At 56.0% G+C, this 19,840-nt stretch carries 18 protein-coding genes and 1 pseudogene; 12 read left to right on the forward strand and 7 right to left on the reverse strand.

All coding sequences use genetic code 11. The features are described 5' to 3' along the window. Window positions 1-40: 40 nt before the first annotated feature. Window positions 41-398 (forward strand): annotated as a pseudogene (locus KGP17_RS03180) (helix-turn-helix domain-containing protein); the annotation flags it as partial. 435 nt (window positions 399-833) lie between these two features. Next, entirely contained in the window at window positions 834-1,754 is a 921-nt protein-coding gene (locus KGP17_RS03185; protein WP_021179171.1) for a L,D-transpeptidase family protein, read from the forward strand. Window positions 1,755-1,806: 52 nt separating this feature from the next. On the opposite strand, the gene nadS is transcribed toward KGP17_RS03185, so the two are convergent. The 3 genes from nadS to KGP17_RS03200 form a co-directional block, all read right to left on the reverse strand. Continuing rightward, the gene (gene nadS, locus KGP17_RS03190; RefSeq protein WP_071682469.1) at window positions 1,807-2,097 is read right to left on the reverse strand and encodes a NadS family protein; all 291 of its coding nucleotides are present in this window, start codon (window positions 2,095-2,097) and stop codon (window positions 1,807-1,809) included. A 42-nt stretch (window positions 2,098-2,139) separates the two neighbouring features. Then, window positions 2,140-2,463 (reverse strand): type II toxin-antitoxin system RelE/ParE family toxin, encoded by a 324-nt coding sequence (locus KGP17_RS03195; protein ID WP_039995466.1) that lies wholly within the window; start codon window positions 2,461-2,463, stop codon window positions 2,140-2,142. A gap of 217 nt (window positions 2,464-2,680) precedes the next feature. Continuing rightward, on the reverse strand, window positions 2,681-3,397 hold the full coding sequence (locus tag KGP17_RS03200) for a GntR family transcriptional regulator (RefSeq protein WP_021807990.1): 717 nt from the start codon (window positions 3,395-3,397) through the stop codon (window positions 2,681-2,683). 234 nt (window positions 3,398-3,631) lie between these two features. On the opposite strand from KGP17_RS03200, the gene mngA reads away from it, so the two are divergent. Then, window positions 3,632-5,557 carry a PTS 2-O-a-mannosyl-D-glycerate transporter subunit IIABC gene (mngA, locus tag KGP17_RS03205; RefSeq protein WP_179253644.1) on the forward strand — a complete coding sequence of 642 codons (1,926 nt, stop codon included), beginning with the start codon at window positions 3,632-3,634 and terminating at the stop codon, window positions 5,555-5,557. A 37-nt stretch (window positions 5,558-5,594) separates the two neighbouring features. Next, window positions 5,595-8,231, forward strand: a complete 2,637-nt coding sequence (mngB, locus tag KGP17_RS03210) for a mannosylglycerate hydrolase (protein WP_223498857.1) — start codon at window positions 5,595-5,597, stop codon at window positions 8,229-8,231. A gap of 41 nt (window positions 8,232-8,272) precedes the next feature. Here mngB and KGP17_RS03215 read toward each other — a convergent pair whose 3' ends face one another. The 3 genes from KGP17_RS03215 to KGP17_RS03225 form a co-directional block, all read right to left on the reverse strand. Next, on the reverse strand, window positions 8,273-9,385 hold the full coding sequence (locus KGP17_RS03215) for a class II histone deacetylase (RefSeq protein ID WP_223498858.1): 1,113 nt from the start codon (window positions 9,383-9,385) through the stop codon (window positions 8,273-8,275). Then, window positions 9,382-10,572, reverse strand: coding sequence for an MFS transporter (locus tag KGP17_RS03220; protein WP_059199629.1), 1,191 nt, complete (start codon window positions 10,570-10,572; stop codon window positions 9,382-9,384). The genes KGP17_RS03215 and KGP17_RS03220 overlap by 4 nt, the downstream gene beginning before the upstream one ends. Window positions 10,573-10,678: 106 nt before the next feature. Then, the gene (locus tag KGP17_RS03225; RefSeq protein ID WP_021179178.1) at window positions 10,679-11,338 is read right to left on the reverse strand and encodes a LuxR family transcriptional regulator; all 660 of its coding nucleotides are present in this window, start codon (window positions 11,336-11,338) and stop codon (window positions 10,679-10,681) included. Window positions 11,339-11,766: 428 nt separating this feature from the next. On the opposite strand from KGP17_RS03225, the gene KGP17_RS03230 reads away from it, so the two are divergent. From KGP17_RS03230 to KGP17_RS03250, 5 genes are read left to right on the forward strand one after another with little or no spacing between them, the layout of a single operon-like run. After that, window positions 11,767-13,260 (forward strand): APC family permease, encoded by a 1,494-nt coding sequence (locus tag KGP17_RS03230; RefSeq protein ID WP_021179181.1) that lies wholly within the window; start codon window positions 11,767-11,769, stop codon window positions 13,258-13,260. Next, window positions 13,235-13,822 (forward strand): DUF3156 family protein, encoded by a 588-nt coding sequence (locus tag KGP17_RS03235; protein ID WP_094982186.1) that lies wholly within the window; start codon window positions 13,235-13,237, stop codon window positions 13,820-13,822. The genes KGP17_RS03230 and KGP17_RS03235 overlap by 26 nt, the downstream gene beginning before the upstream one ends. Then, window positions 13,815-14,597, forward strand: coding sequence for an SDR family NAD(P)-dependent oxidoreductase (locus KGP17_RS03240; protein WP_223498859.1), 783 nt, complete (start codon window positions 13,815-13,817; stop codon window positions 14,595-14,597). Before KGP17_RS03235 ends, KGP17_RS03240 begins: the two co-directional genes overlap by 8 nt. A 10-nt stretch (window positions 14,598-14,607) precedes the next feature. After that, entirely contained in the window at window positions 14,608-15,399 is a 792-nt protein-coding gene (locus tag KGP17_RS03245; protein ID WP_218519903.1) for a MoaF C-terminal domain-containing protein, read from the forward strand. Between the two features lie 4 nt (window positions 15,400-15,403). Next, window positions 15,404-16,195, forward strand: a complete 792-nt coding sequence (locus KGP17_RS03250) for an SDR family oxidoreductase (RefSeq protein ID WP_223498860.1) — start codon at window positions 15,404-15,406, stop codon at window positions 16,193-16,195. A gap of 40 nt (window positions 16,196-16,235) precedes the next feature. On the opposite strand, the gene hpaR is transcribed toward KGP17_RS03250, so the two are convergent. Further along, window positions 16,236-16,679 carry a homoprotocatechuate degradation operon regulator HpaR gene (hpaR, locus tag KGP17_RS03255; RefSeq protein WP_021808000.1) on the reverse strand — a complete coding sequence of 148 codons (444 nt, stop codon included), beginning with the start codon at window positions 16,677-16,679 and terminating at the stop codon, window positions 16,236-16,238. A gap of 260 nt (window positions 16,680-16,939) precedes the next feature. Here hpaR and KGP17_RS03260 point away from each other — a divergent pair, with 260 nt between their 5' ends. From KGP17_RS03260 to hpaE, 3 genes are read left to right on the forward strand one after another with little or no spacing between them, the layout of a single operon-like run. Further along, window positions 16,940-17,566, forward strand: a complete 627-nt coding sequence (locus KGP17_RS03260; protein WP_059199635.1) for a fumarylacetoacetate hydrolase family protein — start codon at window positions 16,940-16,942, stop codon at window positions 17,564-17,566. A gap of 2 nt (window positions 17,567-17,568) precedes the next feature. After that, entirely contained in the window at window positions 17,569-18,333 is a 765-nt protein-coding gene (locus KGP17_RS03265) for a fumarylacetoacetate hydrolase family protein (RefSeq protein ID WP_021808002.1), read from the forward strand. Continuing rightward, window positions 18,330-19,784, forward strand: coding sequence for a 5-carboxymethyl-2-hydroxymuconate semialdehyde dehydrogenase (gene hpaE / locus KGP17_RS03270; protein ID WP_115159038.1), 1,455 nt, complete (start codon window positions 18,330-18,332; stop codon window positions 19,782-19,784). The genes KGP17_RS03265 and hpaE overlap by 4 nt, the downstream gene beginning before the upstream one ends. Window positions 19,785-19,840: the final 56 nt, after the last annotated feature.

The following is a 19,840-nucleotide window of genomic DNA, read 5'->3' on the forward strand; positions in this document are numbered from 1 at the left end:
TGGTAACGCGCTCATGACCGATAACGCAAAAGGAGAGGCTATGCACCAGGAAAATGTCATCAGTCAACTTCTGGCCTGGATTGAGCAAAACCTGGATCAGCTCTTGACGGTGGGTAGCATCGCGGCCAAATCTGGCTATTCCAAATGGCACCTGCAACGGATGTTTAAACACTTCACCGGTGAAATGTTGGGGAGCTATGTCCGGCGCAGAAGGCTGACGGCGGCGGCGCGTGAACTGCGCCTGACCAGCACCACGGTTGCCTGTATCGCAGATAAATACCAGTTCGATTCCCAGCAGACCTTCACCCGGAGTTTTAAAAAGCAGTTTGGTGTGCCGCCAGCGGCCTATCGCCGCAATCTGGACTGGCCTGGTGAGGGTTTGCAGCCGCCGTTGCATATGACCAATGAGCCAACGCCAGAGGTGGAGATGATTGCGCTGCCGCCGATGAAATCAGGGGGACACGTGCAGCAGGGGAGCTGTACGCTGGGGCAAGTGGGTACTCGCAACAGCCGCTGCTCCAGCAGGGATTATCCGTCACCGCGTATAGCCTGAAAGGCGACATCAGGCATTGTCAGCAGAGGTTTCAACGGCGGCAATCGGCTGTAAATATCTTATCTCGATCCACCATGGCGAGGGGGAAATGGGCTACGCTAAGGCAGGAATTTACCAAAAGAACACTTTTCCCCATATCCGGCTACAAAAAAGTGAGGTATCGGCGCGAGTAATGTTTCCATCTTGGCGGCAAGTGCACATATAATGCGCATCCGGTCAAACCAGGCCGGGCAGAACACATACCATTTTTAGCCAGTGCGGCCACCACTTTACTACGAAGATGAAAATGAGCATTCGCGCGTTATTAACCCTGTTTACCGCTCTGGTTGCATTCAGCCAGGCTGCCTTCGCCGTTGTATACCCTTTGCCCGCCAAAGACAGCCGTCTGGTTGGGGAAAATATTCAGATCACCGTGCCTGCAGACAGCAAACTGCCGCTGGAGAGCTTTGCGGCTCAATACCAGATGGGCTTGAGCAACATGCTGGAGGCTAACCCTGGTGTTGACCCGTTCCTGCCGCTGCCGGGTAGCACGCTGACCATCCCACAACAGTTGATCCTGCCAGACGCCCCGCGTGAAGGCATCATCATCAACAGCGCAGAAATGCGTCTGTACTACTATCCGAAAGGCACCAAGACCGTCGTGGTGCTGCCGATTGGTATCGGCCAGTTGGGTAAAGATACGCCGCTGGACTGGGTCACTACAGTACAGCGTAAGAAGGCAGGCCCAACCTGGACGCCAACCGCTAAAATGCGCGAAGAGTACGCTGCCGATGGTGAAATCCTGCCAGCCGTATTCCCGGCAGGCCCGGATAACCCGATGGGTCTGTACGCGCTCTATGTTGGCCGTCTGTATGCGGTCCATGGTACCAACGCCAACTTCGGTATCGGCCTGCGTGTGAGCCATGGCTGTGTGCGTCTGCGTGCTGATGACATCAAATACCTGTTCGACAGCGTGCCAGTAGGCACTCGCGTACAGTTCATCAACGAGCCGGTGAAGGCTTCCGTTGAGCCAGACGGTTCACGTTACCTGGAAGTGCACAACCCGCTGTCTGCCAACGAAGAAGAGCTGAAGTCGAAAGAGCCAGTGCCAATCACCATTACCGCGCCGGTTGGCAAAGTGCTGATGGATCCAGCCGTTGACCAGAGCGTCGTGGACGCGGCCATCAAGGCTCGTTCCGGTATGCCGGTTAAAGTGAACTGATTTAGGCTGTTGCTGTGAAAAAGACGCCTGCGGGCGTCTTTTTTTATGGAATTTAGATGGTGAGTAGATCGTTAACAATTGTGGGGTGGCGCTCAATCATCAGCAAGATTTTGAGTGAAGAGCCGGAGGGTATTCGGCGATTTTGTTCCCAACTTTGCACTAGGGAAGGACTAACTCCAACCGCCTGCGCAAACTCTTCCTGCTTCATGCCGCTGGCTTCGCGTAGTGATTTCACGTTGGGGATATGATGGCGATGGACACGAGCAGGCTGCATTTCGCCTTTTTCAATCGCGACCATCTGTTCCATGCTTTCGACCAGATCGTTAAAAAGTTCTTTGTCCACTGTGCAACCTCTAAGCAAGTGCTATACCTTGTGCGGCACCATTTAATTCAGTTTATCCGTTAACGCTTTAAGTATCGCTTTCTCGGATTCGGTTAAGTCGTCTTTGGCGTTTTTAGGATAAACAATCAGTAGGTAAAGCTTGCCGCTGCGGGTGATAACGTAATAGATAACTCTTACACCACCTTGTTTCCCCATGCCTGGACGGTTCCATCGGATTTTTTTACAACCGCCTGTTTTACTTATAGTATCGCCGTCTGAGTGATATTTTAACAGGTGGGTTTGTAGTTCACGAAAGCTATCATCGTCTAATAGGGTTTCGCGTTGCCTGCTAAAAACTGGGGTTTCGATGAACTCAAAGTATTCCATTACGACGCCTCCATATCATTCACAATACTCGTACATAGTACGACAATCAAGTTCTGATGGTTTATTGTACAGAAAAATTGCACAGACGCCTGCGGCAATCTCAGTTTGACAATATTGTGGAGTTTGTAGGGGGGCCGTACGGGCCCCCTTGTGAGTTTGGTGGGGAATGTCTGCAGTTTCAGAAGACGCCTGCGGGCGTCTTTTTTATGGGAAAAACTCAGCGTGTTCGCTTGGCTACCAGGGTGAACTTGTAATCTTCGCTTTTAAAGAAGTTGCGGCTGAACTCAAACACCGTGCCGTCGTTGAGAAAACCGGTGGAGACCTTCTCCAGGATCGGTTTCTGCGGATCGATCCCTAACGCCTTCACCACCTCTTCGCTTGGCATTACCGGGATGATCTCCTGCTCGCTGCGGTCAATCACCCGCTTTTTAACCTGTTCGATGTAGTGATATTTGGATTTCTGCATCACTTCGTAACTGAGGTCGGGGAACAGCGCCAACGGCATCCAGGTCTCTTCCAGCGTGACCGGTTTTTGCTTGATATAGCGCACCCGTTTGACGTAATACACTTTGTCTTCAGTAGTCAGGTGCAATGCTTCGGCGATGGTTGGGCTGGCCTTGGCGACTTCAAAGATCAGCACGTCGCTGTGGGTTTCCACGTTGCGATCCGCCAACTTTTCATAAAAGCTGGTGAGCTGATAGATATCGTAATTGACCTTTTCCTCTTTGACGTACCAGCCACTGCCCTGAATGCTCTCAATCACCTGCTCTTCGGTCAGCAATTTCAACGCCTGGCGCACCGTTACCCGGCTGACGTTGTACTCCTCGCGCAGTAAAGCCTCGGTCGGTAACGCGTCGCCGGGTTTCAGTTCACCATCCGCAACCTGTTGGCGCAGGGTATCCGCAATCTGGCGATAAATAGGCTTTTTGCTCACGCTTGAGTGTCCCCGGCTGGTTGTTGGATCTGCTGCCCGCATTCTAGCCTTAGGCCAGGGATAAACAAACCAATAACGCTATTTCTCGTTAAGTTGTTTTTAAGTTGAATTAATACAAATTTAATACAAAAATGACGTTGATTTGAAATTGATCACAAATTGGTGTGGATTGTGTTGGTATGATCGCCGCCTGTTTATTGACGGAGCCGCCCTGGCTTCAGCGTGAGGATTAAGATGGACCTGAGCAGCCTGACCCACCCCAGCCTGATAAACCTGCAAGTAGCCTTTGCGGGGCGCGATCAGGCCATTCATCTGCTTGCCGACCAACTAGATGCGCAAGGCAAATTACACGACAAAGCGGCTTTTCTCCGCGAGGTCTTTGCCCGGGAAGCGCAAGGCCCTACCGCGCTGGGTGAAGGGCTGGCAGTGCCCCATGGTAAAAGCGATGCGGTAAAGGAAGCCGCATTTGCCGTTGCCACGCTGAACACGCCGTTGGAGTGGGAAGGGATTGATGGGCCGGAAAGCGTCAACCTGATCTTCCTGCTGGCGATCCCGCAGGCGCAGGCCGGTACCACGCATATGCAATTACTGACCAGCCTGACAACGGCACTGGTGGATGACGATATCCGCGCGGCAGTGTTACAGGCCAGCACTCCGGAACAGTTGTTGGCCCTGTTGGCAGGAGGGACGCCGGAATCTGCCCCCAAACCGCAGGATGATTCGCGGCCTACGGTGGTGTGCGTCACCGCTTGCCCGGCCGGTATCGCCCATACCTATATGGCGGCGGAATATCTTGAGAAGGCGGGGCGCAAGCTCGGCATCAACGTGTATGTGGAGAAACAAGGAGCCAACGGGATCGAAGGCCGCCTGACGGCGGAACAGCTAAATAGTGCGACGGCCTGCGTGTTCGCTGCCGAAGTCGCGATTAAAGAAGTGGAGCGCTTCAACGGTATCCCCCGTATCGAAACGCCGGTCGCCGAGCCAATCAAACACGCCGAACGCATTTTGCAGCAGGCATTGGCTGTGGGCCAATCCGCTAACGGTGCTGAGCGGGTGCAGCAAAGCGAAGCGCCGGTGCAGAAAAATAGCGTGAAGACCGAACTCAAACAGGCATTACTCAGCGGGATCTCTTTTGCAGTGCCGCTGATTGTGGCGGGTGGCACGGTGTTGGCTGTTTCGGTACTGCTGGCGCAAATCTTTGGTCTGCAGCATTTGTTCGATCAAGAGAACTCTTGGCTGTGGATGTACCGCAAGCTGGGTGGTGGCATGCTAGGTATCTTGATGGTGCCGGTATTGGCGGCCTACACGGCATATTCGCTGGCGGATAAACCGGCCCTTGGCCCAGGTTTTGCTGCCGGGTTGGCGGCAAACATGATTGGTTCCGGCTTCCTTGGCGGTATTGTGGGCGGCCTGATCGCCGGCTATCTGATGCGCTGGGTGAAAAACCATGTGCGCCTCAGCCCCAACTTCAACGGTTTCCTGACGTTTTATCTTTACCCGGTGATTGGCACGCTGGTAGCGGGCAGCTTGATGCTGTTTGTGATCGGCGAGCCGGTGGCCTGGTTGAACAACAGCCTGACCGCCTGGCTTAACGGCCTGTCTGGTACCAACGCGTTGGTGCTGGGAGCGATCCTCGGTTTTATGTGTTCTTTCGACCTCGGCGGCCCGGTGAACAAGGCAGCCTATGCGTTCTGCCTGGGTGCGATGGCCAACGGTGTGTTCGGTCCTTATGCGATCTTTGGCGCGGTCAAAATGGTCTCGGCCTTTACGGTTACCGCTTCAACGTTGCTGGCCCCACGGCTGTTCCAACAGTTCGAGATTGAAACCGGTAAATCGACCTGGTTGCTTGGTCTGGCAGGCATTACCGAAGGGGCAATCCCGATGGCAATTGAAGATCCTGTGCGGGTGATCGGTTCCTTCCTGGTGGGATCGCTGGTGACCGGTGCGATCGTTGGTGGGATGGGGATTGGCCTGTCGACGCCGGGCGCGGGGATCTTCTCGCTGTTCCTGCTGCACGATAATGGCCTCGGTGGCTTGCTGTCGGCAGCCGTTTGGCTGGGGGCGGCGCTGCTTGGCACGGCGATCTCAACATTGGTGCTGATCCTTTGGCGCCGTCAGGCGATGAAGCAGGGCAAATACACCCTCGTTCAGCCGCAGTAATTCCAGACGAATTAGCTGTCTTATTTAGGAATTGATTATGAAAGCTGTATCACGTGTTCACATTACACCGCATATGCATTGGGATCGTGAGTGGTATTTCACCACCGAGGAGTCACGCATCCTGCTGATCAACAACATGGAAGAGATCCTGACCCGGCTGGAAACCGATCCCGAGTATCGCTTCTATGTATTGGATGGGCAAACGGCGGTGCTGGAAGACTACTTCGCCATCAAACCAGAAAACCACGAGCGGGTGAAAGCGTTGGTGCAGGCTGGCAAGCTGATCGTTGGCCCGTGGTATACCCAAACCGATACCATGGTGGTGTCAGGGGAATCGATCGTTCGTAACCTGATGTATGGCATGCGCGACTGCCTGTCCTTTGGCGAACCGATGAAGATCGGCTATCTGCCGGACTCTTTCAGCATGTCTTCGCAGTTACCGCATATTTTCAACGGGTTTGGTATCACGCGCGCCATGTTCTGGCGCGGCTGCTCCGAGCGCCACGGCACCGACAAGACCGAGTTCCTGTGGCAAAGCAACGACGGCAGCGAAGTTGCGGCACAGGTGCTGCCGCTGGGTTACGCCATTGGTAAATACCTGCCCGAAGATGAAGCCGGGCTGCGCAAACGGCTGGATAGCTATTTCACCGTGCTGGAAAACGCCTCGGTTACCAAGGATATCCTGTTGCCGAACGGCCACGATCAGATGCCGCTGCAACAGAATATCTTCCAGGTGATGGCCAAACTGCGCGAGATTTACCCGCAGCGCGAGTTTGTCATGAGCCGCTTTGAAGAGGTCTTCGAACGGATTGAGGCCAGTCGTGAACGTTTGGTGACGCTGAAGGGGGAGTTTAACGACGGCAAATACATGCGCGTGCACCGCACCATCTCGTCTACCCGCATGGACATCAAGATCGCCCACGCCGAGATCGAGAACAAAATCGTTAATATCCTCGAGCCGTTGGCGGCGATCGCCTGGTCGCTGGGTTTTGAATACCATCACGGCCTGCTGGAGAAAATGTGGAAAGAGATCCTCAAGAACCACGCCCATGACAGCATCGGCTGTTGCTGTAGCGACAAGGTACATCAGGAGATCATGACGCGCTTTATTCTGGCGGACGACATGGCGGAAAACCTGGTGCGCTTCTATTTGCGCAAGATCGTCGACAATATGCCGGTACAGCACGCAGATGCCGACAAACTGACGTTCTTCAACCTGCTGCCTTACCCGCGTGAAGAGGTGATCAACACCACCATTCGTATTCGTGCCCAGCAGTTCTCGCTGGTGGACGAACAGGGCCAGCCGGTGGAGTATTTTATCCGCGCCGCGCGGGAGATCGATCCTGGACTGGTAGATCGCCAGATTGTGCATTACGGCAACTACGATCCCTTTATGGAGTACGACATTCAACTCTGTCAGCCATTGCCCGCGATGGGATATTGCACCCTGCATATTCATCCCAATCAGGCAGGCCAGCAACGCCAAGCTGCGTCGCAACCGGCAGAACTGTTGGAAAACGAGTATTACCGCATTGCCCTGAATGCCAACGGTACGTTGGATATTAGCGATAAACAAAGCGGCTATCTCTATCAGCAGGTGCTGCAACTGGAGGATGGCTCCGACGATGGCGATGAGTATGACTATTCGCCTTCCCGTGAAGAGTGGTTGATCTATTCCACGCAAAGCGCAGTGGCTACCTCCATCAAACATGAGGCTTGGCAGAGTATCGCCACACTGGAACTGCGTATGGCATTGCCAGCCAACCTGCAACAGCGGGCGGAGCGCCGTAGTGACGGTTATCTGGATGTGCTGTGCCAAGTGACGTTAGCCCACAACAGCCGCCGGATCGATATTGAGATGTGGCTGGATAACCAGGCCGACGATCACCGCGTACGGGTGTTGATCCCAACGCCGTTCGCCAGTGAAAGCGTGCTGGCGGATAACCAGTTTGGCTGCATTACTCGTCCGGTGGACGATCCGGCGATGGCCGTTTGGCAGCAAGAGGGCTGGAAAGAAGCGCCGATCCCAGTGTGGCAACTGATGAATTTTGCCGCCCTGCATGACGATCTGCATGGGTTGGCGTTGTTTACCGAGGGGCTGCGCGAGTTCGAGATTGTTGGTGAGCGCCGCGATACCTTTGCCCTGACGCTGTTCCGTTCGGTAGGCGTGCTGGGTAAAGAAGAATTGCTGTGGCGGCCAGGTCGCCCTTCTGGCATCAAGCTACCAACGCCTGATTCCCAGATGCGTGGCAAATTGCATTGCCGGTTCAGCCTGTTCGGTTTTGCAGGAGATCCACACCAGGCGGGCGTGATGCAGCAGGCTCGGGCCTACGTCACACCGGTACGCTGTTATAACAAAATCCCGTTTGATGCGATGAAGCTCAATCTGGCAAACTTCCGCACGCCGCTGCACTTTAGCCTGCTTTCGATGCCTGAGTCAGGCCCGGTGTTGAGCGTATTGAAGAAAGCCGAGGATGCCGATGCTTTGATTATCCGCGTGTATAACCCTTCGGAACAGGTGTCGATCGGCGGACAGTTAACATTGGCAGAGCCAGTCAAGGAATGGTTGGAAACTGGGATGGACGAGCATCCGCTGCCACAGCAGGATGTGGCTAAAGGGGATTTCACTAACTTGGCCCCTTGCCAGTCGAAAACCTTCCGCTTTATTCGCTAGCTAACAGCCAGAGGCGTGGATTGCCACGCCTCCGAATGCAGCTATAAACCGAATTGGCGTGCCAGTTGGTCGATAGCGTCACGCTGGAACTGGTTAAACGCTTCGCGGGGCTGCTGTTGCTGAATAAATTCCAGCATCGGGTCCTGCACCTCGGTGCGTATGCCGCTCAACTCTTCCATTACTGCCAGGCCGCAGAACGGCACATAGGCTTCGGAATAACCCCCTTCATGTACCATCACCAGCTTGCCACCACAGAGCCTGTCCGCAGCGCTTTGCACCTGCGCGGTCATAGCGCGGAAACTGTCGCTGTGCAACTGCATCCGCGCCAGTGGATCGATGGCGTTGGCATCGTAACCGCAGGCGATGATGATCATCTCTGGTTTGAACTGCTCCAGTGCCGGAATGACGATTTGCTGCATGGCGTAGTGATAGCCGTCGTCACCGGTCCCGGCCAGCAGCGGAATATTGATGTTGTAACCCGCTCCGGTCCCTTCACCGCGATCTTGTTCGCCAGCGTAGCCCGCCGGGAAACAGCCGTCTTGGTGCAATGAGATGGTCAGCACGTCATTACGTTGCCAGTAGATATGCTGGGTGCCGTTGCCGTGGTGCACGTCCCAGTCGATCACCGCCACCTTGCCTAGCCCGAAACGGTCTTTGGCGCGTTCGATGGCAATGGGAATATTAGCCAGGAAGCAGAACCCCATCGATTGATCCGGCAGGCAGTGATGGCCCGGTGGGCGCGACAGGGAATAGGCATTGTCCAGTTCACCTTTCAGCACCGCCTCGACCGCAGCGCAGGCTAGCCCGGCGGAGAGTTTGGCAATCTCATAGCTGCCTGGACCCAAAGGTGCCTCTTCTCCCAACATACCGCCGCCGTTATCACTCAGTTGTTTGAACCGTTGCAGATAATGTGCCGGATGGATGCGCAGTAAATCTTCCTCATCGGCCAGCTCGGCACTCAGCAGCTTGAGCTGGCGCGACAGGCCGGAAACGTCCATCAGGTTTTTCATCCGCCGCTTGGTTTCCGGCGATTCGGCATGCCCAGCCCCCGAAGGCGGCTGCACCCAGCCGCCCACCGGCAGCGTGGTGGCATGTAGGCCGGTGCTATGCCAGAAACAGCGTTCATCGAAGAAAAAACCGGTTGTTCTTTTCACCTTATGACTCCTGTTAAACGGCGCGGCGCGCGCGGTGAAGCCAGCGAGATCAGCAGCAGTGACAGTAGCGCACAGCTCAATGCGCCGATCAGCAATGCGTTGATCCCGCCGGAAGATTCGATCAGGTAACCTGCCAGCGTGGGGCCAATGGCCATGCCGCCGCCAATCACCAGATTGATGCTGTTCATCAGCTTGCCGTTGTTATCCAGCACCGAGACGCGCGCCAGAATAAATGGCAGCACAAAGGTCCAGGTAAACTTGAACATCACAGCGGCGAGGGTGAAGCGAATGAGTAGCGGGTTGCGGCTCAGCAGCAGGACGCTGGCAATCAGCAGGCCGTAGCCGATCCACAGCAGCGGTTTGTGGCTGCGTCTTGCGCCAACTAGTGCCGCCCCACCAGCCCCGATGATGCCAAACAGGGTGGCGGCGGCCAGCACCTGCCCGCTGTGCACCGGTGAAAGGCCTGCGGCCTCGGCGATAGTGCCGATAAAGGTCCAGACCGCGCTCAGGCTGATGTAAAAGGCCAATACCGCCAGCACGGCAAACAGCTTGTAGATGGGGGGGCTTGGAGGCATCTGACTGGCCGCGCTGTGGCTATGGCGAAAGCCGCTAGGGAATGCGCCCAGTAACGGCAGGCAACACAGCATGATCGCCGCCAGGATCAGATAAACGGCCATCAGGCCGAAATGAGCAAACAGCGGGGGCAATGCCAGCAAGCCGAATACGCCTAGCAGCAGTTGGCCCAGCACCCAAAAGGCATAGACCCGGCTGGGGTTGGCGGTGCCCGCCGCGCAGGAAATGCAGAGGATCATCAGCGTGCCACCGGCTAGTGAAGCGATAAATCGCAAGGCCAATAGCAGGCTGAAATCGGTGGCCATCGCCGAGGCCAGATTGCCGATCAGGAAGACGACAGCCGCCAGCGTGGCGATTTTGCGCCAGTTGATCCGGCTGATCCACCACCAGGCAGGCAGCGTGGCGATGCTCATGGCTCCCAGTTCGGTGGAAAACAGATGGCCGATCTGGCCTGGCGTGAGGTGCCACTGGCTAGCTAACTGGGCAGCGACGGCGGGGGCGGTCATCAGGATCCCCGGTGCGATGGCGGCAAACACGATAATCGCCGTTAACAGCCTGGGTGGGCAGGGGAGCAAGGCCCCGGCAGAAGGCACAGAAACTGCATCACTGGACATCGTCATTATCCTTGAGTTTCGTCAATCATTACCCTCCACGCTTTTTAAGCATGGGGAGGCCGCGCCAGCATTGGCGTATGGTTGATTGTTACTGCTTTAGTCAGGATCAGCCGTAGGCAATAAAACCGCTGGAGACCAGTTCGGTACGATTAACCACGGCGGTTTTGGCAAAGATGTTGCGCATATGGGTTTTCACCGTCGATAGAGAGATACCGAGCTGCAAGGCAATGCGCTTATTGCTGGCCCCTTCACGCACCATATTGACGATCTCCTGCTCTTTGGCGGTGAGCAACTGGGCTTCACTATCTGGCAGTAGATCGCGGGTGGCCAACTCGATCAACGGCAGCACCGCACGTAAGCGGCTGCGCTCCAATTCGGTGAACGGCGTATCGCGGATCAGAGAAACCCCGGCAATGATCCGCTTACGCTGGCGGATAAAAATCTCCGTCATGTCACGCATGCGATTGGGTAGCATAAAGTCGTGATAATAGTGGCGGTTATTGGCGATCGCCGCTGGCGTCATGTTCACCATCTGGATGTCTTGCTGGTGGAAGTTGGCCGGTTTTAACGGGTCCAACTGTTGAAAATGGTCGAGATATTGCTGATGAGTATCAGCGCTAATACCATGAAGAATATAGTGATCTGGCCGCAGGTCCGGGTCCACCAGATAAAAAACCCCGGCAGAAACTGGGATCAGATGCGCAATGGTATTCAGACAGCTCGAGATAAAAGCATCGTTACGCATGAAGGATGATGTGGTTGTCATAATGCATTTTCCTCCGTTGATCGCTCAGTACCCTGAAGGACACCTGCAAAGGTATCTGGACAATATGTGAACGATATCAGCATAGGTGTAGCAATTATGCAACACAACGAAAACATATTAACAACGTGAGCCGGATTGCAATAAAATACATTAATAACAACATCCCCATGCTGATTGACGGGGTGTCTTTCTGACAGAAAGTGGCTTTTTCATTAACACATTAATAAAAATTGCCGAGCGGTTACTATTGAATTTAAAGTAATTTCTCGCTAATGGTGCTTTTTGCCCAGTAGCTCAACTCCCCCTTACTCCCTTTACGTCTCTCGTCCTTAAGGACGATAGCCAGCCTTTCGCTTTCCTTCCTATAGTGAGATTACCGCCCTTGGCGGCTACAACACCGGGTAAAACTACTATAAGAGGAAGTAACCATGAACCTGTCGTCGCGGCTCAGTGCCCAGCTAGAACGGGGCAAGGTCGGGTTCCCCACCACGTTAGCCAGTTCGGTTGGGGTGATCATGGCCAGCCCGGTGATCCTCACCGTTACCAGCGGTTTTGGTATCGGTGGCGACACCTTCGCGCTGGCGATGCTGATCGCCTTTATCATGATGCAAGCCCAGCTCACCACCTTCTCGGAAGCGGCGGCGATCCTGCCCACCACCGGCTCGGTGTATGACTATATCTCCTGCGGCATGGGGCGATTTTTTGCCATTACCGGCACCCTGTCTGCCTATCTGATCGTGCATATCTTTGCCGGTACCGCCGAAACCATTCTTTCCGGCATCATGGCGCTGGTGAACTTTGAGCACCTCAATACCCTGATGGAAAGCAACAACAGCTCGTGGATGATCGGCGTGGGCTTGGTGATCATTTTCGGTATTCTGAATGCGTTTGGCATTGAAGCCTTCGGTAAGGCTGAGGTCGTGCTGACGTTCTGCATGTGGAGCACCTTGATGATCTTTTCGATCGCCGGGTTGCTTTTACCGCATGCTGTACCGCTAGAAGGTTGGTTTGGCACCACGCTGGATGTCGGCGATCCCCTGGCGGTGTTCAGCCTGGTGGGTATGGCGATGTTTATGTTCGTCGGCTGCGAGTTGGTGACGCCGATGGCGCCGGAGATCAAACGTTCTCACCGCGTGATCCCGCGTGCCATGTCCTTGGGACTATGCGGTGTAGCGTTGTGTATGGCGTTATACGGAGCAGCACTTAGCCATCAAGTGGAGAACGTGGTAGTAGATGCTGCCAATAACGTACATCTGTTGGATACGCCGATGGCTATCCCGGCATTTGCTGGCCAGATCATGGGCAACTTCGGTAAATACTGGCTGGGTGTTGGGCTGCTGTTAGCTGGGGCGGCCACCATTAACACCCTGATGGCGGCGGTGCCACGCATTATCTACGGCATGGTGCTGGATGGCGCTATGCCACGTATCTTCGCTTATCTGCACCCGCGCTTTAAAACCCCTGTGGTGGCGATTGCCGCTGCGGTGTTGATCCCCTGCGTTCACGCTTTCGCCATTCAGGGCAATCTGGACCGCATCATGCCGATGGTGCTGGCAGCAGTCTGTGCCTGGGGCGTGGCTTACCTGCTGGTGACCTGCTCGGTGGTGATCCTGCGTATCCGCCGTCCAGATCTGCCACGCGCCTATAAATCGCCTTGGTTCCCGCTGCCGCAGATTGTCTCCAGCATCGGGATCGTGCTGGCGATTTTCTACATCACGCCGCCGGGCATGAACCCACGCGATGTCTACATTCCCTTTGGCATCATGATCGGCCTGACCTCCGCCTATGCGCTGTTCTGGACCTTGTGCGTACAGAAGGTGAATCCGTTTAAACCGGTGCCGGTGGAAGAGGTGCTGGAGAGCGCCTTCAACAAGGCAGAAGCTGCGGAGGTGGAATTTGATCGGCTTACTTCCCTCACTTAATCGTTATTGGCGGCGTGACCCTCCAGGTTATCAGGCAGGGGCCACGCTCACCCGGTTGACGGCGAACCTGCAGCCTTACGCCTGTGAGCGCGTTGCCGTTAATCAGTTACGGCTCACGCTGCCACAGGGGCCGGTAATAGAGGTGGCAGAGCAGGTGCAGTCGCTGTTTTTGGCGCACATCGTCACTCACCGTTTCCGCTTGCAGGGCAACGCACGTTTTACCGAGCCGCTGGTGCTCAACATCATCACTGGTGGTTGGCTGCGTCGTAATGGCGTGGTTTATCGCACCAAGGCCAAACATGATGGTGCCCAGCAGTTGATTGCCGCGTTGCGGCAATACCCACAAATCGGCGACACGTTAGCCAAGCTCGATTTCCGCCGCGCCACGCTCACGATAACAGAGGGCAACTGGCAGTTGGATATTGAGCATTTTGCCGCTTCCGAAGTGGTCAGCCGCCTTCCCGCCAGCCGTCGCTATCTGCGGTTGGAAGCCGAGCAGCGGCGCTTGCTGCTGAGCAGTTTCCTGATGGTCAGCCAGTTGATGGAGCAATGCGATGAGTAGAGTGGTTGTGATCACCGGCGGCGGAACCGGCATTGGGGCTGCCTGTGCTCGTCTGCTGGTGCAGGAGGGGGACCGGGTATTTATCGTCGGACGTCGCCGTGAACCGCTGAACGCCTTGGCTGCGGAGATTGGGGCGTATGCCGTAGTTGGAGACGCCGCCAGCGGAGCCAGTTGGCAAACCGACATCCTGCCAGCCATTTTACAGCGGGCCGGACGTATCGACTGCCTGATTGCCAGCGCTGGCGGGATGGGGTTGGGTCGTATCACCGACGTCACCGATGTCCAATGGCAACAGGCGTTGGACAGCAATCTCAATAGTGCGTTTGCCAGCGCCCGGGCCTGTTTGCCGGGGCTGGTGAAGCACGGCGGCAATCTGCTGTTTGTCGCTTCTATCGCCTCGTTGGCCGCCGGGCCGGAGGTGTGTGGGTATGTCACCGCCAAACACGCGCTAATCGGCCTGATGCGTTCCATCGCCCGTGACTATGGCCCAAAGGGCGTGCGTGCCAACGCGGTTTGCCCCGGCTGGGTGACCACGCCGATGGCCGATGAAGAGATGCAGCCGTTGATGGCGGCACATAACTTAACGCTCGAGCAGGCCTATCAACATGTCTGTCGCGATGTGCCGCTGCGCCGCCCGGCCAGTGCGCAAGAGATCGCCCAGGTGTGTCGTTTTCTCTGCTCAACGCAGGCGTCAATTATTACTGGCGCAACGCTGGTGGCCGATGGCGGTTCCACCATTGTCGATGTGCCGACCTTAGCTTTCACTTCCCTGTAAGGAGATTGTCATGAGTTCAGAAGCGGTATTTATTCAGGTTGGCGCACTGGCGGAAGGTTTCGCCCCTCACAGCCATACGCTGGAGCAGCAGGATTTGGCCGGTACTTCGTTGGCGTTCCATTTTTCCGAAGGGGAAACGGTGCAGTGCAGCTTTAACGACGATCAAACCCTGCAGTGGGGAGAGCAACGGGTTGATTACCGGGCAACCGGCATTCGCCCGGGGATCCTGTTTATCGATTTCCTCGATCCGCAGCGGCCCAACAGCAGCGTTACGCTGGTGTGCGATCGTCAGCAGGGTAACTTTACCGCCGTCTATGGTCAGTTGCCGGAGGAATCGCAGGCGCGGCTGGATGCTTTTAGCCGGGTAGAGCAGGGGTTGCCGCTCACGGCGGTGAATGCCGAATTCCGCTTTGGCCGTCTGGACAAGAACGATGCAGCGTTGCCGCAGTTTACCGACGAACTGATCGGGATGCGTAATCTGTATACCTACAGCCCGACGGAGCGCTATGAGCATATTTATCTGAACAATAATTTCTACGCTTGGCAGTGCTTGGACGGGGTCGAGAAAGGGCTGGCGGATGTCGATCGCTGCCATTACGTCAAAGTGGCGGAGAAGCTGTATCTGTTCGTCTGGCGCGAGAAGATCATTCCGACGCTGGGCGTAGTGATGATCGACCTGCAAGAGATGCGCACCGATGGCAAGATCCTCGGTTATCAGGGCAGTGATTTCAGCAGCCTGAGCAACTTTGCCGTAGGCGCTCACGCGCAGATCCTTAACACCACGCATTACCCTAAGGCCTGAGCCGATGACGGCGATTTATGCCAGTGATGCGTTTGCCGGGCAGGTGGTGCTGGTGACCGGCGGTGCACAGGGCATTGGGCTGGCGATCGTCAGCGCCTTTGCACGTTTGGGGGCCAAGGTGGTGATGGCGGACTTACAACTGCAAAAGGCACTGGAGGCGGCTGAAAGCCTGTGCCAACGGGGTTGTAACGTGGAGGCGACCGCCTGTGATATGGACGATGCAGGGCAGATTGCCGAGCTGGTCACACAGACAGCGCAGCGGCATCAACGGCTGGACGTGGTGATCCACAACGCCGCTTATTTTCCGCTGAGGCCGTTTAACCAGATAGATGCCGAACTGTTGCAACGCACCTTGAGCGTCAATTTGATGGCCCCGTTCTTTCTGGCGCAGGCGGCGTTGCCGTGGATGAAGCGCCAGGGGGGCGGACGTCTTCTGGTGACCTCGTCGGTCACTGGGCCAAGGGTAGCCTACCCAGGGCTGGCGCACTATGCGGCTTCCAAGGCGGGGGTAAATGGTTTTATTCGCGCTGCCGCGTTGGAACTGGCATGTGACGGGATCACGGTAAATGGCGTGGAGCCGGGGATGATCCGCACGCCCGCGATGGCAAATCTGGGCGGGGAAGCGCTGAATCAGGCGATAGCCGCTGCGGTGCCGCTGGGCAGGTTGGGGGAGCCGGAGGATATTGCGGCAGCGATGGTCTTTTTGGCCTCGCCGGCTGCGAGTTATATCACCGGCCAGACGCTGGTGGTGGATGGCGGTGCGCTATTGCCGGAAACCCAACCTGTCATTAATTGAGGAACCCTCTAGGTGCTGATGGGGGCTGCGAGCAGCACCCCTATTTGTGAGCAACCACGTTGTTAGCCTGTTGATCCCCTAAGCGGATCAGCTCATCGAGCAACGTCATCAACTGATCCATCTTCTGCTTCGAGAATGCTGCTTCTATTTCCCCATATCCCTGTTCCACCTGGTGGCGTGCCAGTTCATACAGCTCCTGGCCTTGCTGGGTCAAGGACACGTACAGCTTGCGCTGATCGTTAACCGGCTTGAGGCGAAAGATCAGCTTATCCCGCTCCATGCGCGACAGGATGCCGGTCAGGCTGGGGCGCAGGATGCAGGTCTCTGCGGCCAATTCGTGAAACTCAATGGAACGGTTATCGGCCAATACGCGAATGATGCGCCATTGCTGCTCTGTCAGGTTGTGGCTTTTCAGGATCGGGCGGAAGAACCCCATGGCGGTTTCACGCGCCTGCAACAGGGCGATGGTTAACGATTCATGCATGTCGATGGCCTTGGCTTAATTTTATTAACAACTTAATAGTAGCCAATTTTTGACCGGCGGAGAACGGTAAAACGCGATCCGTCACGTAAAAATCCTGCAAAAAAGGTTAATTTGCTGATTAATAACGCTAATGTGCATAATTTGTGAATATTTCGTTATCACGATCACAAATTAAATTAACAACGTTGCGTAAATGCTGAACAGCGTATAAAAGTATTCATTAACATATTAATGATTGGCGTTCCGTAGAAGGAGTCTGCATGAAAGGCACCGTATTTTCCGTAGCACTTAACCACCGCAGCCAGCTTGATGCCTGGGATCAGGCGTTTCGCGCCGCCCCTTACCAAACGCCGCCCAAGACGCCGGTGTGGTTCATCAAACCGCGCAATACCCATCTTGCCAACGGTGGCAGCATCCCGTTCCCGGCTGGTGAAACCGTACAAAGTGGCGCAACGCTGGCAGTAGTGATTGGTCGCACCGCCCGCAAGGTGCCAGCGGATAAGGTGGCCGATTATGTGGCCGGTTACGCCTTGGCAAACGACGTCAGCCTGCCGGAAACCAGCTTCTATCGCCCGGCAATCAAAGCCAAATGCCGTGACGGTTTCTGCCCGTTGGGAGAGGTTGCTCCACTGGCTAGTACCAGCGGCCTGGAAATCATCACCGAAATCAATGGCGTGGAGCAGGATCGCTGGTCAACGGCCGATCTGGTGCGTTCGGTGCCGGAACTGATCGCCGCCATCAGCGATTTTATTACCCTGCAACCGGGGGATGCGGTGCTGATTGGCACGCCACACCAGCGGGTTGAGATCAAGCCAGGTGACCAAGTGACGGTGCGGGCCGCAGGTTTGCCAACCCTTACCAACCCAGTGACGCAGGCAGGAGAATAACCATGAGACATGCTCGTATCCGCCATCATGGCCAGATTGTTAACGTCACCGTAGACGACCAGCTAAGCGTTACCCTACCCGATGGCAGTAAGCTCGATGAGTACGATGTGGAATGGCTGCCACCGGCGCAGGGCACGATATTTGCCCTCGGCCTGAACTATGCCGATCACGCCAGTGAGCTGGAGTTTAAAGCGCCGGAAGAGCCTTTGGTGTTCCTCAAAGGGCCAAACAGCCTGACCGGCCACCGCCAGGTTTCCGTGCGACCGGCGCAGGTGGAATACATGCACTACGAAGCGGAGCTGGTGGCGGTGATCGGTAAAACCGCGCGCAACGTCAGCCGCGAGCAGGCGATGGATTACGTGGCCGGTTACACCCTGTGTAACGACTACGCCATCCGCGACTACCTGGAAAACTACTACCGCCCCAACCTGCGGGTGAAAAGCCGCGACACCTTGACGCCTATCGGCCCCTACATTGTCGATCGTGACGATGTCGCGGATCCGCATAACCTGACGCTCAGCACCTATGTTAACGGTGAACTGCGCCAGCGCGGCACCACTGCCGACATGATTTTCGACATCCCGTTCCTGATCGAATACCTGAGTGAATTTATGACGTTGCAGCCTGGCGACATGATCGCCACCGGCACGCCGAAAGGGCTGGCCGACGTGCAGCCTGGGGATGAAATTGTGGTGGAGATCGAAGGCATTGGCCGCTTGGTTAACCACATCATCAGTGAAAAAGATTACGAGGAGAGCAAGGGATGAAAACCATCAACCATTGGATCAACGGCAAGAACGTCGCCAGCAAAGAGTATTTCACCACCACCAACCCGGCTAACGGCGAGGTGCTGGCGGAAGTGGCGTCCGGTGGCCAGCTCGAAATCGACCAGGCAGTAGCCGCAGCCAAAGAAGCCTTCCCGAAATGGGCCAATACGCCGATGAAAGAGCGTGCGCGCCTGATGCGTCGCCTGGGTGAGCTGATCGACCAGAACGTGCCGCAGATTGCCGAGATGGAGACCGCGGACACCGGGTTGCCGATCCACCAGACCAAAAACGTGCTGATCCCACGCGCCTCGCACAACTTTGAGTTCTTTGCCGAGATCTGCCAGCAGATGAATGGCCGCACCTACCCGGTGGACGACAAGATGCTCAACTACACGCTGATCCAGCCGGTGGGCGTGTGTGCGCTGGTATCGCCGTGGAACGTGCCGTTCATGACTGCCACCTGGAAGACCGCGCCTTGCCTGGCGCTGGGTAACACTGCGGTGCTGAAAATGTCCGAGCTTTCGCCACTGACGGCGGATCGCCTGGGTGAACTGGCGCTGGAAGCCGGTATTCCTGCCGGGGTGCTGAACGTGGTGCAAGGTTATGGCGCGACGGCGGGCGATGCTTTGGTGCGCCATAAAGACGTGCGTGCGGTGTCCTTCACCGGTGGTACCTCAACCGGCCGTCGCATTATTGAAAGCGCCGGGCTGAAGAAGTTCTCGATGGAGCTGGGCGGCAAGTCGCCGGTGCTAATCTTTGAGGATGCCGATATAGAACGGGCGCTGGATGCGGCGCTGTTCACCATCTTCTCGATCAACGGTGAGCGTTGCACCGCAGGTTCACGCATTTTCATTCAAGAAAGCATTTATCCGGAATTCGTCAAACGCTTTGCCGAGCGTGCCAACCGCCTGCGCGTGGGGGATCCAACCGATCCAAATACTCAGGTTGGGGCGTTGATCAGCCAGCAGCATTGGGAAAAAGTCTCCGGTTATATCCGCCTGGGTATCGAAGAGGGGGCCACTTTGCTGGCTGGCGGCCCGGATAAACCGGCCGGTTTGACCCACGGCAACTTCCTGCGCCCAACGGTGCTGGCCGATGTTAACAACAATATGCGTGTCGCGCAGGAAGAGATCTTCGGGCCGGTGGCCTGCCTCCTGCCGTTCAAATCAGAAGAAGACGGCCTGCGCATGGCCAACGATGTGGAGTACGGCCTGGCGTCGTACATCTGGACGCAGGATGTGAGCAAAGTACTGCGTCTGGCCCGCAATATTGAAGCGGGTATGGTTTTCGTCAACACCCAGAACGTACGCGATCTGCGCCAGCCGTTTGGCGGGGTGAAATCCTCTGGCACCGGCCGGGAAGGTGGTGAGTACAGCTTCGAAGTGTTTGCCGAGATGAAAAACGTTTGTATCTCCATGGGGGATCACCCGATCCCACGTTGGGGAGTGTGAGATAGCTCCGTGCCCTTTAAAACAACAACCAAGTACTAGACCCGATAGACATCAGC

Source organism: Serratia sp. JSRIV001 (assembly GCF_019968745.1).
GTDB lineage: Bacteria > Pseudomonadota > Gammaproteobacteria > Enterobacterales > Enterobacteriaceae > Chania > Chania fonticola_B.